At 68.8% G+C, this 12,309-nt stretch carries 14 protein-coding genes and 1 riboswitch; of the genes, 10 read left to right on the plus strand and 4 right to left on the minus strand.

The window, feature by feature from the left end; genetic code table 11:
• Positions 1-155: 155 nt before the first annotated feature.
• Complete coding sequence (locus AB0H71_RS30025) at positions 156-668, minus strand: endo-1,4-beta-xylanase (RefSeq protein WP_357027519.1); 513 nt, start codon at positions 666-668, stop codon at positions 156-158.
• Positions 661-1,824 (minus strand): hypothetical protein, encoded by a 1,164-nt coding sequence (locus tag AB0H71_RS30030; RefSeq protein WP_357027522.1) that lies wholly within the window; start codon positions 1,822-1,824, stop codon positions 661-663. The genes AB0H71_RS30025 and AB0H71_RS30030 overlap by 8 nt, the downstream gene beginning before the upstream one ends.
• A gap of 209 nt (positions 1,825-2,033) precedes the next feature.
• On the opposite strand from AB0H71_RS30030, the gene AB0H71_RS30035 reads away from it, so the two are divergent.
• From AB0H71_RS30035 to AB0H71_RS30045, 3 genes are all read left to right on the plus strand, one after another.
• Positions 2,034-2,816: a helix-turn-helix domain-containing protein gene (locus tag AB0H71_RS30035; RefSeq protein ID WP_357027525.1), complete on the plus strand. Its 783-nt coding sequence runs from the start codon at positions 2,034-2,036 to the stop codon at positions 2,814-2,816.
• 129 nt (positions 2,817-2,945) lie between these two features.
• A complete protein-coding gene (locus AB0H71_RS30040) occupies positions 2,946-3,302 on the plus strand; it encodes a VOC family protein (protein ID WP_357027528.1) in 357 nt (118 codons plus the stop codon).
• A 74-nt stretch (positions 3,303-3,376) separates the two neighbouring features.
• Positions 3,377-3,622 carry a DUF3017 domain-containing protein gene (locus AB0H71_RS30045; protein WP_084505157.1) on the plus strand — a complete coding sequence of 82 codons (246 nt, stop codon included), beginning with the start codon at positions 3,377-3,379 and terminating at the stop codon, positions 3,620-3,622.
• Here the strand turns inward: AB0H71_RS30045 and AB0H71_RS30050 are convergent.
• A complete protein-coding gene (locus AB0H71_RS30050; RefSeq protein WP_357027531.1) occupies positions 3,619-4,746 on the minus strand; it encodes a homoserine O-acetyltransferase in 1,128 nt (375 codons plus the stop codon). The genes AB0H71_RS30045 and AB0H71_RS30050 overlap by 4 nt on opposite strands.
• On the minus strand, positions 4,743-6,059 hold the full coding sequence (locus AB0H71_RS30055) for a bifunctional o-acetylhomoserine/o-acetylserine sulfhydrylase (RefSeq protein WP_357027533.1): 1,317 nt from the start codon (positions 6,057-6,059) through the stop codon (positions 4,743-4,745). The genes AB0H71_RS30050 and AB0H71_RS30055 overlap by 4 nt, the downstream gene beginning before the upstream one ends.
• A gap of 12 nt (positions 6,060-6,071) precedes the next feature.
• Positions 6,072-6,182, minus strand: a riboswitch (SAM riboswitch).
• A 401-nt stretch (positions 6,183-6,583) separates the two neighbouring features.
• Between AB0H71_RS30055 and AB0H71_RS30060 the strand changes: the two genes are divergently transcribed.
• From AB0H71_RS30060 to AB0H71_RS30090, 7 genes are all read left to right on the plus strand, one after another.
• Complete coding sequence (locus tag AB0H71_RS30060; protein ID WP_357027536.1) at positions 6,584-7,801, plus strand: NADP-dependent isocitrate dehydrogenase; 1,218 nt, start codon at positions 6,584-6,586, stop codon at positions 7,799-7,801.
• Positions 7,802-7,950: 149 nt separating this feature from the next.
• Positions 7,951-8,649 (plus strand): hypothetical protein, encoded by a 699-nt coding sequence (locus tag AB0H71_RS30065; RefSeq protein WP_357027539.1) that lies wholly within the window; start codon positions 7,951-7,953, stop codon positions 8,647-8,649.
• A complete protein-coding gene (locus AB0H71_RS30070) occupies positions 8,639-8,950 on the plus strand; it encodes a hypothetical protein (protein WP_357027541.1) in 312 nt (103 codons plus the stop codon). The genes AB0H71_RS30065 and AB0H71_RS30070 overlap by 11 nt, the downstream gene beginning before the upstream one ends.
• Complete coding sequence (locus tag AB0H71_RS30075; protein ID WP_357027544.1) at positions 8,947-9,840, plus strand: hypothetical protein; 894 nt, start codon at positions 8,947-8,949, stop codon at positions 9,838-9,840. Before AB0H71_RS30070 ends, AB0H71_RS30075 begins: the two co-directional genes overlap by 4 nt.
• Before the next feature lie 20 nt (positions 9,841-9,860).
• Complete coding sequence (locus tag AB0H71_RS30080; protein ID WP_357027547.1) at positions 9,861-10,391, plus strand: hypothetical protein; 531 nt, start codon at positions 9,861-9,863, stop codon at positions 10,389-10,391.
• A gap of 127 nt (positions 10,392-10,518) precedes the next feature.
• A complete protein-coding gene (locus AB0H71_RS30085; RefSeq protein WP_357027908.1) occupies positions 10,519-11,664 on the plus strand; it encodes an MFS transporter in 1,146 nt (381 codons plus the stop codon).
• A 9-nt stretch (positions 11,665-11,673) separates the two neighbouring features.
• Entirely contained in the window at positions 11,674-12,306 is a 633-nt protein-coding gene (locus tag AB0H71_RS30090) for a TetR/AcrR family transcriptional regulator (RefSeq protein ID WP_357027550.1), read from the plus strand.
• Positions 12,307-12,309 lie beyond the last annotated feature (3 nt).

Consider the following 12,309-nt stretch of genomic DNA (forward strand, 5'->3'; position numbering starts at 1 on the left):
GGTGCGTACGACGGCGCGGGGTAGTGGTCCATTCCCCCTCCGGACACGACCAGTACGCCAACCCGCGCAGCTACGGGTTGGCTTCTGTTGCCAGAACCACTTGAGCAGCGACACGCCGCTACTCGGAAAGGCTCAATCAAGAACGGTGGCGGCGTCTACTCGTCACATGGGCCGAACTTCCAGCCCTTTTTCTTGGCACGGTCGAGGAGTGCCTTAGCCGCGAAGTCGTACGCACCGCGATCGGACGGCGGCAAGTTGTCGTAGTCGATGTGGCCGTGGGTGTCAGGGATGTGGTCGTTCATCGAGTCGTCCCACACGGTCAGCGGTCGACGCGGCTCTGATTCCTCGGGCGATTTGATTTCGATGGACTCGACGTCCTCGACCGTTACCGCCAACACGCCTACCGGCGCGTGGTAGGGCTTGCCGTTGTCGTCGCACCGCTTCTTGACCGCAGCGGCGCGCTCGTTGTAGGCATCCTCAGCGGTTGTGTCGCCGTGCGCGATCGAGAGCCGGTTGGAGTCTGCCTTGTCGGCGGTGCTGAGCTTGAAGGCTTGCGGCGTGACGTCACCGTTGGGGGCCCAAGCGCGGATGATGGGGCGAAACAATACCGTCTCGCGCTGAGTGATTGGCTCGCGAACGGTCTCGGCTACCTCGGTCTCGTCACCCATCGGTCACCTCCGAAAGCCACGAGTCAAGCGTGTCGACGAGATTGATGACGTCGGGCGCGATCTTGTCGTCGGCGAAGGTACCGGCGGCCAGGTTGGTCGTGTGGACGTAGAGCGCGCAAGTCGGCTCGACCTCGATCGACAGTTGGTTCTCGGCGTCAGGCCAGAAGAAGCTCACGCCACCATCCTCTGTGGGGACGACGGTTCGGGTGATGTTGCTCAGCGCGATCATCGCGTCGATCACCGCGTTCCCGCGCTCGATTACGGCTTGTGTGATCGCCTCACCAGACTCTCCGTCAACCCATCCGTCGTTGAGATCGGCGAGCGCGTCGAGAGAAGCGCGCACCACGCGGGCATCCTCGGTGACATCGGTGACGTCAAGGGAAATGACCGTGATGAGCTTGATCAGCCGACCGTCCGCATTGAACTCGCCTACGCCTTCGGCGACGCACTCGAATAGCTGTTTCGCGGAGTCAATGCTTGCTGAGAGTCCTGATTCCAGGTACGGAATGGGGATGTCGCCCTTGTGTTCTCGATCGCGGACGACTAACCGCCCCGTCGAGACGTTGAAGTCGATTACCTGGCCCTCGACGGTGACAGGTCGCGTGAAGTTGCCGATGAGGGTGACGAGGGCGTTCCGTCGGGCGTCGGGGGTGTATCGGGTGATGGTGTCCCATGAATCGGGGACGGTAGCGGCGACCTGGATCGCCTCACCCTTGCGAATTGTCTGCCCGAACTTCTTCATCTTGTTGGACGGTAGGCGGCGGATATCGGTGGGAATCCGCCCTTTGTCGCTATAGCCGTAGTTGACGAATTGCTCAAGCGTATCGATTGCTCTGGCGAAGTCCTGCTTGATCTCGTACGGGCCGAACAAGTCGTTCGCCCGCAGCGTCGAGTCATGTTCGAGAACCGGAACGGCCGAACCGTCGCCAATAGCAGTGAGCCGAAGGGTTATCTCGTCGTCATACCCCTTAGGCATGCGCTTCCGGCCGGGGTGGCGATCGTGCCAGTAGAGCCGGACCAGAGATCGGAGTATGTCCTCAAAGGCAGCGATCTCGACGAGCGCGTCAGCGGGCATGCCATCGGAGTTGAACCGTGCCCCGCTCAGGCGCATCACCGCGATAGTGCGGGAGTCCGCATCGGGGGTGGGTCCGGTCATGGCCAGCAGATTAGCCGAGACCAGCGACCCGAGGGGCTTGAACCCTAGGGACTACGCCGTTCCGCGGAGTAGGCGAGCCACCGATGCCGAAGACCATACGGTCTGTCTGCTATGTTGTGTGGAACAAGATGCACGGCTCGTGGAACATCAGATGAAACACAGGGGTAGTCAACCAGGTGCGACGGGCGCAAATGGCGCAGGATGGGGGGATGGGCGTGAGCTCGTGGGAGACGGCGGCGCCGCATCCGGCGCTCACCGGGCTGATCGGTGAGTACGCCGAGTTCCGGGAGCGTTCCGGCGGGCCCGTGGTGCGGTACGAGCCGGCGAATGCCGGGGCGGTGCTGGTGGTGGAGTTCGCGGATCCGCTGATGGTGACCGACGTCGCGGATCCGGGGGTGGCGCGCCCGTGGCGGGCGTTCGTGGCGGGGCCGAGCCGGGGGCCGACGCGGACCGAGCATGCGGGGGTGCAGCACTGCGTGCAGGTGCGGTTGACGCCGCTCGGGCTGTATCGGGTGGCGGGGGATGTGGCCGAGCTGGCCGATCGGGCGGTGGGGCTGACCGAGTTGTTCGGGCGGGAACTGCCGGAGAAGGTTGCGGCGCAGCGGGATACGGTGGGCCGCTTCGCCCTGCTGGACGAGCTGTTCGGACGGGCCGCGCTGGACGGGCCGGAGCCGGACCCCGAGGTCGCGTACGCCTGGCGCACCCTGCGACGCACCGGCGGGACCGCGGGAATCGGCGCGATCCTCACCGAGATCGGCTGGAGCCGGGCCCGGCTGGCACGGCGCTTCCGCGCCCAGATCGGGCTCACGCCGAAGGCGGCGGCGCGGGTGCTCCGCTTCGAGCGCGCCACCGCGCTGCTCCGCGCCGCGAACCCGCAGCCGCTCAGCGCCATCGCGCTCGCCTGCGGCTATGCCGACCAGGCGCACTTCACCCGTGACTTCCGCGAGTTCGCCGGCCGCCCGCCGAGCGCGTGGGCCGCCGCCCACGAGTGAAGGCGAGATCCCCCGCCGCGCACCCCGCATGGGACCCACCTCCGCCGCGCGGCGCGAACATTCGTTCAAGACCGCGCCGCGACCGCGCACCTAGGGTCGGGAACACCGACGACCCGGAGGGAACCACCGATGACCGGTGAACCGAGCTTCTTCGAGATCGGCGTCCCAGACGCCACCCGCGCCCGCGCCTTCTACGAGCGACTCCTCGACTGGAAGACCCACGAGACCGAACCCGGCGGCCCGGCCTGGCTGGAAACCGGCGGTGTCCGCGGCGGCGTCCACCGGGGCGACGAGGACCGCCGGATCGATATCTTCTTCCGGGTCGACGACATCGAGGCCGCGGCCAGAAGAGTCCGTGACCTCGGCGGCGAGGCCGAGGAGCCCGGCCCGGAGACGAAGGGCTTCGGCCGCTTCGCCTTCTGCCGGGACGACCAGGGCGTGCGATTCGGGCTGCACCAGCCGGGTCTGTCACAATCGCAGGCGTGACAGACCCGACCGTACCGCGGCAGGAATCCGGAGGCGGCAGCTGGGGCGCGCAGTTCCTGCGCTGTCACCTGCCGATGGTGCTGGTCGGGCTGGTCGTGTTGGTGGCGATCGTCTTCGTCGCCTCCGATCGCTGGCGCCGCGGCGCCTTCATCTTCGGCAGCGCGGCGCTGCTCGCGGCCGTGTTCCGGCTGTGCCTGCCGACGGTGCGGGTGGGGCTGCTCGCGGTGCGCGGCAAGCCGTTCGACGTGGCGGCGCTGAGCCTGCTCGGCAGCACCATCGTCTTCCTCGCGGCCACCATCAACACGCTCGGCGTCGGTTAGCGGTTGGCCCGCGCCAGCTCCGCCGTCCTGGTCAGCAGGGTGGCGATCTGCTCGGCCTCGGTGAGGAAGCCGTCGTGGCCGTCCCTGGAGTGGATGACCTCCAGCCCGGCGCAGCCGGGGAGCAGCTCGGCCAGCTCGCGCTGGGTGCGCAGCGGGTACAGCCGGTCCGAATCCACCCCAGCGACCACGCACGGCACCGGGGTCGACCCCAGCGCCGCCGCGACCCCGCCGCGGCCCCGGCCCACGTCGTGCCGGTTCATGGCCTCGGAGAGCAGCACATAGGTGGCGGCGTCGAACCGCGCGACCAGCTTCTCCGCCTGGTGCTCCAGGTAGCTCTGCACCGCGTACCGGCCGCCGTGCCACGGGTCCTCGCCGTCCTGCGGCAGGTTCTCGAAGCGGTGGTCCAGCTCGGCCTCGGTGCGGTAGCTGAGGTGCGCGATGCGCCGGGCGACGGCGAGCCCGGTCACCGGGGCGCTGCCGGTGCCGTGGTACTCGCCGCCCTGCCAGGCCGGGTCGCCGACGATGGCGGCGATCTGGGTGGTCTGGGTGCCGATCTGATCAGCCGTGGCACGGGCGCCGACGGCGAGCACCAGCGCCGCCGCCACCCGCTCCGGGGTGCCGACCATCCACTCCAGTACCCGCATGCCGCCCATCGACCCGCCGATCACGGCGGCCAACCGCTCGATACCGAGCAGGTCGGCCAGCGCGACCTCGGCAGTCACCTGGTCGCGGATGGAGATGTCCGGGAACCGGCTGCCCCAGGGCTTCCCGTCGGGCGCGGGGGCGGCGGGGCCGGTGCTGCCCTTGCAGCCGCCGAGCACATTGGTGGCGACGACGCACCACTCGTCGGTGTCCAGCGGGGCGCCGGGGCCGACCATCCCCTCCCACCAGCCGGGGGCCGGGTTGTCGGGGGCGCCGGCGACGTGCGCGTCGCCGGTGAGCGCGTGCTCGACCAGGATCACATTGTCCAGCGCGGGCGAGAGCTCGCCCCAGCGCTGCACGGCCAACCGCACATCGGGGACGACGGCGCCGTTCTCCAGCTTGACGTCGCCCACCGGGATCACGCCGTAGGTGCCGTCCGGCGGTGGTAGCCGGACGGTGCGCGCTTCGATACCCACGGTCACGACGCCGCGTCGAAGCCCGCGCGCAGGTCGGTCAGGATGTCTTCCAGCCCCTCGATCCCGACGGCCAGCCGGACCAGCCCCGGCGTGACGCCGGAGCTCGCCTGCTCGTCGGGGGTGAGCTGGGAGTGCGTGGTGGAGGCCGGGTGGATCACCAGCGAGCGCACGTCGCCGATATTGGCGACGTGGCTGTGCAGCGTCAGCGCGTCCACGAACTTCTTGCCCGCCTCGACGCCGCCCTTCAGCTCGAAGGCGATCACCGCGCCCGCGCCCTTCGGCGTCAGCTCCCTGCCGCGCTGGTACCACGGCGAGGTGGGCAGCCCGGCATAGGCGACCGAGGTGACCGCCGGGTGCGTGGCCAGGAACTCGGCGACCGCCTGCGCGTTCTGCACGTGCCGCTCCATGCGCAGGCTCAGCGTCTCGATGCCCTGGCTGATCAGGAAGGCGTTGAAGGGCGAGACCGCGGAGCCGAGGTCGCGCAACAGCTGCACCCGCGCCTTGAGCGCGAAGGCGGGCGCGCCCAGGTCGGCGAAGATCGCGCCGTGGTAGCTGGGGTCCGGGGTGGTGAAGCCGGGGAAGCGGTCCTCGCCGGACTCGGTCTTGCCGGTCCAGTCGAAGGTGCCGCCGTCCACGATCACGCCGGCGATGGCGGCGCCGTGGCCGCCCAGGTACTTGGTGGCCGAGTGCACCACGATGTCGGCGCCGTGCTCCAGCGGCCGCAGCAGGTAGGGCGTGGCCACCGTGTTGTCCACGATCAGCGGGACACCGGCCGCGTGCGCGACGGCGGAGATGCCGGGCAGGTCGAGGATGGCGCTGCTCGGGTTGGCGATGGTCTCGCCGTAGAAGGCCTTGGTGTTCGGCCGGACGGCGGCGCGCCACTGCTCCAGGTCGTCCGGGTCGTCCACGAAGGAGACCGTGATGCCGAGCTTGGGCAGGGTGTAGTGGAAGAGGTTGTAGGTGCCGCCGTACAGGTGCGGGCTGGAGACGATGTGGTCGCCCGCGTTCGCGAGGTTCAGGACGGCGAAGGTCTCGGCGGCCTGGCCGGAGGCGACGACCAGCGCCGCGACGCCGCCCTCCAGGGCCGCGATCCGCTGCTCCACCACGTCCTGGGTGGGGTTCATGATCCGGGTGTAGATATTGCCCGGCTCGGCGAGGCCGAAGAGCGCCGCGGCGTGCGCGGTGTCGCGGAAGGTGTAGGAGGTGGTCTGGTAGATCGGCAGCGCGCGGGCGCTGGTGCTGCCGTCGGGGGCCTGGCCCGCGTGGATCTGCTTGGTCTCGAAGGACCAGTTCGCGGTGGGATCGGTCGTCTCGGTCACGTGTTACCTCCAGGAGAGCGCTTGCTCCCGGCCGTCGGGAGCCGGGTCATCACCCGGAGCACCCCGCCGCTGCTGGAGGGTTGCCGGCCAGCGAGCCGGGGCTTCGCGCTGGCACTCATGACCTGTTCGACATCGTAACCGGACCGAGGTCTGCCGATCGAACCCGAGTGCCGGGCTATCCACAGGTGGCCGCTGTGAATGCGATCACAGGGGGTTCGCGACCGCTCTGAGCGGGTGGGTGCTGCGCCGCTCCCGGCTCTCGTCGTACGCTCGGATGGTGAGCAAGGGGCGTGTCCTCGGTCACGCCGGACCTACTCGCGGGTAACGAGTCGGGGTCTCCGCCAGGGCGACCCTCGCCGTGCAATGCGAGGTCGGGCAGCAGTACGCTTGTCTTGTTTGCACCACAGGGTCTCGCCGACCAAGCGGGACATAGACGTTGTCTGTTGGACAGCTGGGGTCCGCTCACAAGCGTGTTCGCCTGGCCGTGCAATGAGGGCACACACCCTAGGAGGACACGAAGATCCATGTCCAAGATCAAGGTTGAAGGCACCGTCGTAGAGCTCGACGGCGACGAGATGACGCGGATCATCTGGCAGTTCATCAAGGACAAGCTGGTCCACCCGTACCTCGACGTGAACCTCGAGTACTACGACCTCGGCATCGAGTACCGCGACAAGACCGACGACCAGGTCACCGTGGACGCGGCCGAGGCGATCAAGCGGCACGGCGTCGGTGTCAAGTGCGCCACGATCACCCCGGACGAGGCGCGGGTCGAGGAATTCGGGCTGAAGAAGATGTGGCGGTCGCCGAACGGCACTATCCGCAACATCCTCGGCGGCACGATCTTCCGCGCGCCGATCATCATCTCCAATGTCCCGCGGCTGGTGCCGGGCTGGACCAAGCCGATCATCATCGGCAGGCACGCCTTCGGCGACCAGTACCGCGCCACCGACTTCAAGGTGTTCCAGCCCGGCACGGTCACCCTCACCTTCACCCCGGAGGACGGCAGCGAGCCGATCGTGCACGAGGTCGTGAAGATGCCCGAGGACGGCGGCGTCGTCATGGGCATGTACAACTTCAAGAAGTCCATCGAGGATTTCGCGCGGGCCTCGTTCAACTACGGCCTGCAGCAGAACTACCCGGTGTACATGTCGACCAAGAACACCATCCTCAAGGCCTACGACGGCATGTTCAAGGACACCTTCCAGGAGGTGTTCGACGCCGAGTTCAAGAGCCAGTTCGACGCCGCCGGGCTCACCTACGAGCACCGGCTCATCGACGACATGGTCGCCTCCTCCATGAAGTGGGAGGGCGGCTACGTCTGGGCCTGCAAGAACTACGACGGCGACGTGCAGTCCGACACCGTCGCGCAGGGCTTCGGCTCGCTCGGGCTGATGACCTCGGTGCTGCTCACCCCGGACGGCCAGACCTGTGAGGCGGAGGCCGCGCACGGCACCGTCACCAGGCACTTCCGCCAGCACCAGCAGGGCAAGCCGACGTCGACCAACCCGATCGCGTCGATCTTCGCCTGGACCCGGGGGCTGGAGCACCGCGGCAAGCTGGACAACACCCCCGAGGTGATCGGCTTCGCGCAGACGCTCGAGGACGTCGTCATCAAGACGGTCGAGGGTGGGCAGATGACCAAGGATCTGGCCGCGCTGGTCGGCGGGGACCAGGGGTACCTGAGCACCGAGGAGTTCCTCGGCGCGCTCGATGCCAACCTGGCGCGCGCGCTGCGCTGATCGTCGTCTCGACAGCCCCCGTTCCGCTGATCGCGGAGCGGGGGCTGTCGTCGTTGGTGCCTGGATCGTTGCGATTGACATCAATCTGCTGAAGCGGAAGAGTTGGCTCGGTTGCTCGATCGGGCAGCGCGATACGGGGGAGTGCGATCATGGGGGCGGGGTTCTACAACCATGTGGATGATCCGGACGAGTTCTGGGACGACGAGCCGTTGGTGCCGCGCGCGGTAGCCGCGCCACCCGCCCCGCCGCCGCGAATCTCGGTCGGCTCGTCGTTCGTCACGATCGAGGTCGACAGCGGCTGCCTTCCGGTCCGGGTTTCGCCGAACTCGCAGTGGCGTAGCCAGGTCGCACCGAACGAGGCATCCGCCGAGCTCATGGCGGCCTATCGGGCCGCGGTGTCGGAGCGGGTCGAGCGGTTGTGCGCGGGGGGCACCTGGCCGACCGCGCAGCAGATCTCGGACGCCGCTACGCCCGACGCCAGGACCATCGCGACAGTGCTGCTCGAAACCCGGACCTGGGCGGAGTACACGGCCCTGTCCAGCGCGATGATCGGCAGCAGCAGATATCAGGGTTCCGGCCAGGCGGTGATCTACGGCGCGTCGGCGGTCACGGTGATTGCCGACGGCACCCAGCTGCGCGCGATCGAGGTGCGGAGTGGGTGGGCCGCGACGGCCGATCCCGACGAGATCGGCGACGAGCTGCTGCGGTGTGCGGACATGGTCCGCTCGGCACGGCCGACCTTCACGGTTCGTGGCGACTATTCGCGCTATTCGGACGCGGATCTCGAGCACGAACTGGACCGACACAGACTGCGACTCCTGGAAGCCGAGGTGCACGGTGAGCGATAAATTGACGGTGAGCCTGGCGGCGATGCGCTTGGCCGTCCGAAGCTGGCAGGAAGCCGCGGTCGTCCTCGGCGAAGGCGCGGCGCTGACATCGAAACTGGAGATCACCGCTACGCAGGCCGGAACATTCGCGGAAGCGCTCGACAAGTACAGCCCGGCTCCCGGCTATTTCCGGGACAGGTTGAACGAGGGGGTCACGGTCTTCGGTGATATCGCCGCGGTGCTGAACTCGGCCTGCAATGCGTACGAGAGCGAAGAGCGTGCCAGTACGGGGCGGCTGACCAAGCTGGAGAACGAAATATGAGTGACCCGGAACAGGATCGGATCAGTCTGTACGACAAGATCTCGTTCATCAGGGAGCGGAAAGATCGGATCGGCGATCTCCCGGCGAAGGTCGACGACTACGCCGGCATCCTGGTGATGCACACCCGATCCAGCGGCTACGGCGGCGCTGTCACGAACCCGATCGGGGCCTTCACCGTGGAGGACACGGTCGACCAGATCTGGAGCGAGCGGGATAAGATCAACACAGCCATTCGGGAGACGTGGGAGAAGCTGAAGAAGCTGGACCCCGATCTCGAGGTGCCGGTGAAGTTCATCGATGTCGCGAACGAGTGGCGGGGACTCCGCAACAAGCTGCTCGTAGCCGGGAACTACTACAACGACACCAACCTCGCCAGCGAGTGGCAGGGTGATGCCGCGACCAGGTACGCGGAGCTGCGGTTGCGACAGAAAGACGCGCTCGACAATCTCCCTCTGGAATTCGACAAGATCGCGACGAGCCTGGAGATACTGGCTACCTCGGAGCTGACGCTGTACGGCGATCTCGCGGTGAAATGCCAGGACCTCATCGTCAAGGTCGAGGAGACCACGGTCGACTACCTGAAGGCACTGCTCGACTTCTTCTCGCTCGGCGGCGCGCTGGCGCAGATCAAGGCGCTCACGTCGGCTGTCGAGGCCGCGAACACCTTCATCCTCGCGGTCGTGAAGAGCTTGGCCGACGCCGCGAAGAACAACATGATCGAGGGGAACAAGCTCGCCGAGGCGGTGGAGGTGCAGAAGGGGCTCCCCGGCAACAAGTGGCCGAGCGCGGTGAAATCCTCCTACGGCTCAGGTAAAGCGGGAATCGAAGAGGCGATAGGGGACGGATCGACGGCGGACGGCGATAAATCGGATTGGGCGGTAGCGAAATGAGGAAGGGGCTCACAACCGCAATGGCTACCGCGCTGCTGGCGGTGGCAGGATGCACGACCACGACCCCGTCGGAGCAGCCACCTGTTTCGACGCCGACGCGGCCTGCGGTGACGAACGGGGCGCTGTGCGACACGGTGGCCGCCTTCTTCACCGACGAATTGCACGCCGTCGATGTGCGGGCCGTGCCCGCCGCGGGCGCGAATCTGAACGTTGGCAGCAGCACAGTCTGTGAGGTCACCCAGGAGCGCAACACCGTGGGGTACTACTCCGCCCGGAGCGCGCGGAATGATCCGGATCCGACGGATGGCATACGCGGGTTCGTCGCCGCCCCCGCGCTCGGCGAGGCGATATGGCTGTACGACCTGCGCGCGGACGCAGCCAATCCGTCTACGCGGGTCCGATTCGCCACCCGCATCGGCCACTGGAATGCCACCCTCGAGATCCGGGACACCGAGACGCGCGTCGCGAGCGGCGAACTGCACATCACCGACGAGGACAAGCGCAAGGCCGTCGGCTTGCTGGAGGAGCTCACCAGAAGTATCGCCGACTGACTGCCGGGGGTGGCCGATCTCACCCCGCCCCCGGGAACCCCGCGCCGGTGCGCCGGGGTTGCACGAAAGCGTGACTTCTACCGCGACCGCCGTCGAGACCCCGCGCACCAGCTGGCACCTGCCCGCCATGCTCGCCATGGCGCTCGGCGGGTTCGGGATCGGCACCACCGAGTTCGTGACCATGGGGTTGCTGCCCGATATCGCGGGCGCCATGCACGTCTCCGAGCCGACGGCCGGGCACGCGGTCTCCGCCTATGCGCTCGGCGTGGTGCTCGGCGCGCCGGTGATCGCGGCCGCCTTCGCGCGGATGCCGCGCAAGAAGCTGCTGGTCGGGTTGATGGTGGCGTTCACCGTCGGCAATCTCGCGACGGTGCTCGCGCCGAGCTACGGGACGCTGGTGGCGGCGCGCTTCGTGGCTGGGCTGCCGCACGGCGCCTACTTCGGCGTCGCCTCGCTGGCCGCCGCGACGCTGGCGCCCGCCGGGCAGCGGGCCAAGGCGGTGGCGGCGGTGATGCTGGGGCTCAGCGTGGCCAATGTGGTCGGGGTGCCCGCCGCGACCTGGCTCGGCCAGGCGTTCGGCTGGCGGGCGGCCTTCGTCGTGGTGGCGGTGATCGGGCTGGCGACGGTCGCGGCGCTGCTCCGCTTCGTGCCGCCGCTCACCGGGATCGTCACCACCAATCCGCTCACCGAGCTGAGCGCGCTGCGCAGGCCGCAGGTGCTGCTCACGCTGGCGGTCGGGGCCGTCGGCTTCGGCGGCATGTTCGCGGTCTACACCTACGTCGCCACCACGCTCACCGATGTGGCCGGGCTCGGCGCCGGGCTGGTGCCGCTGGTGCTCGCGCTCTTCGGGGTCGGGATGGTGATCGGCAATATCCTGGGCGGGTTCCTGGCCGATCGCGGCGTGGACCGCTCGATCTTCCTCGGCATGGGCGCCATGGTGGTGATCCTGGCCGGGTTCGTCGCCGCCGCGCACAACCCGGTCACCGCCGCGATCGGGGCGCTGCTGGTCGGGGCATCGGGCGCCGCGCTCGCGCCCGGCCTGCAGACCCGGCTCATGGATGTCGCCGCCGACGCCCAGACGCTCGCCGCCGCGCTCAACCACGCCGCGCTGAACATCGCCAATGCCGCGGGCGCCTGGCTCGGGGGGCTGGTGATCGCCGCGGGCTACGGCTACACCGCGCCCGCCGCGGTCGGCGCCGCGCTCGCCGTCACCGGCGTCGTCCTCTTCGCGATCACCGTCGCGCTGGCCAGGCGCAACGCCGCCCGCGCGTAGAATCCGCTGATGGCCAGCAGCGTCGCCGGCGGCCGCCGCACCCAGCACGAGCGCAGCAGCGCCATGCGCGAGCGGCTGCTCGACGCCACCGTCGACTGCCTGGTCGAGTACGGCTACGCGGGTACGACCACCCCGCGCATCGCGGCGCGGGCCGGGGTCACCCGCGGCGCCCAGGTGCACCACTTCGGCGCCAAGGCGGACCTGGTGGTCGCCGCGGTCCGGCACCTGGCGCAGCGCCGCTCCGAGGTCGCGGTTCGCGAGCTGGACCGCGCCACCACCAGCGCCGACCCGCTCGGCGTCGCGCTGGAGCTGCTCTGGGAGACCCACCAGGGCCCGCTCTTCGCCGCCTCCGCCGAGCTCTGGATCGCCGGCCGCACCGACCCGGTGCTCGCCGCCGCGCTGCGCGAGGCCGAGCCGGTCATCGACGAGATGGTCCTGGCCACCGTCGCCCACCTGCTCCCCGCCGACCGCGACGCCCGCCCGCTGCGCGACCTGCTCTACACCGCCATGGACGTGCTGCGCGGCATCCTGGTCGCCGATTTCGTCGGCACCGATCCGGGAAGGGCCCGCCGCCGCTGGCTCCGCGCCAGCACCGAATTGCGCCGCACGCTGCCGGAACAGCCCCCCGGCGTACCCCGCTGACCC

Source organism: Nocardia sp. NPDC050697 (assembly GCF_040654395.1).
Classification (GTDB): domain Bacteria; phylum Actinomycetota; class Actinomycetes; order Mycobacteriales; family Mycobacteriaceae; genus Nocardia.

What these genes read in the sequence shown, in the direction of transcription:
- AB0H71_RS30025 (WP_357027519.1), bottom strand. Translation starts at nt 668, where the DNA reads ATGGGTGACGAGACCGAGGTAGCCGAGACCGTTCGCGAGCCAATCACT.
- AB0H71_RS30030 (WP_357027522.1), bottom strand. Translation starts at nt 1,824, where the DNA reads ATGACCGGACCCACCCCCGATGCGGACTCCCGCACTATCGCGGTGATG.
- AB0H71_RS30035 (WP_357027525.1), top strand. Translation starts at nt 2,034, where the DNA reads ATGGGCGTGAGCTCGTGGGAGACGGCGGCGCCGCATCCGGCGCTCACC.
- AB0H71_RS30040 (WP_357027528.1), top strand. Translation starts at nt 2,946, where the DNA reads ATGACCGGTGAACCGAGCTTCTTCGAGATCGGCGTCCCAGACGCCACC.
- AB0H71_RS30045 (WP_084505157.1), top strand. Translation starts at nt 3,377, where the DNA reads ATGGTGCTGGTCGGGCTGGTCGTGTTGGTGGCGATCGTCTTCGTCGCC.
- AB0H71_RS30060 (WP_357027536.1), top strand. Translation starts at nt 6,584, where the DNA reads ATGTCCAAGATCAAGGTTGAAGGCACCGTCGTAGAGCTCGACGGCGAC.
- AB0H71_RS30065 (WP_357027539.1), top strand. Translation starts at nt 7,951, where the DNA reads ATGGGGGCGGGGTTCTACAACCATGTGGATGATCCGGACGAGTTCTGG.
- AB0H71_RS30075 (WP_357027544.1), top strand. Translation starts at nt 8,947, where the DNA reads ATGAGTGACCCGGAACAGGATCGGATCAGTCTGTACGACAAGATCTCG.
- AB0H71_RS30080 (WP_357027547.1), top strand. Translation starts at nt 9,861, where the DNA reads ATGGCTACCGCGCTGCTGGCGGTGGCAGGATGCACGACCACGACCCCG.
- AB0H71_RS30085 (WP_357027908.1), top strand. Translation starts at nt 10,519, where the DNA reads ATGCTCGCCATGGCGCTCGGCGGGTTCGGGATCGGCACCACCGAGTTC.
- AB0H71_RS30090 (WP_357027550.1), top strand. Translation starts at nt 11,674, where the DNA reads ATGGCCAGCAGCGTCGCCGGCGGCCGCCGCACCCAGCACGAGCGCAGC.